The 558-nt window shown below is 45.2% G+C and carries 1 pseudogene; it reads right to left on the reverse strand.

The window, feature by feature from the left end:
* A pseudogene (locus tag H6A27_RS14580) lies at nucleotides 1-558 on the reverse strand (AAA family ATPase); the annotation flags it as partial.

Here is a 558-nt window from a genome sequence, read left to right on the forward strand (position 1 = left end):
AGCTTGAACACTATGTAGAGAATGTTCTGATAGTGTACTTCACGGTCGCGTGGCGCAAGTTCGTATGGTATATCATCGAAGAAAGTCTGCAGGCGGCTCAGGAATGAATCCACATCACCTTTGCGCACGTCGGTTACGAAACGCTGTATCTCGTATGGGGATTTTGTTACGCTGACAGAGGCATAATTGGGAAGAAGGAAACGGAAGAAACCCTGCTCAACTTCGCGGTTAGGAAAGCCGAGAGTGTAGTTCTCAAATTCTTCATTATATCCCTTTATTGTCAGATAACCGCTCTGATAGATTACAGGAACCGGGTCAGTGGATGCCGCATCTATGGAATCAAGAACAGGACCGCTGGTCACGATGTCTTCTATCTCCTCAACATTGTAGTTATGCAGCTTCATCAGTTCAACCAAATATGTAGGCGTACCCGTAGCAAACCAGTAATTATCTATCTGCATATTGGCAAAGGTATTCAGAAGGCTGAAAGGATTATACATCCCCGGTGACTTAAAGCTGAAATGATAGCCGTCATAATTCAGTTTCAGGCGTGCGCAG

It is taken from the genome of Bacteroides caecigallinarum, from assembly GCF_016902295.1.
Classification (GTDB): Bacteria; Bacteroidota; Bacteroidia; order Bacteroidales; family Bacteroidaceae; genus Phocaeicola; species Phocaeicola caecigallinarum_A.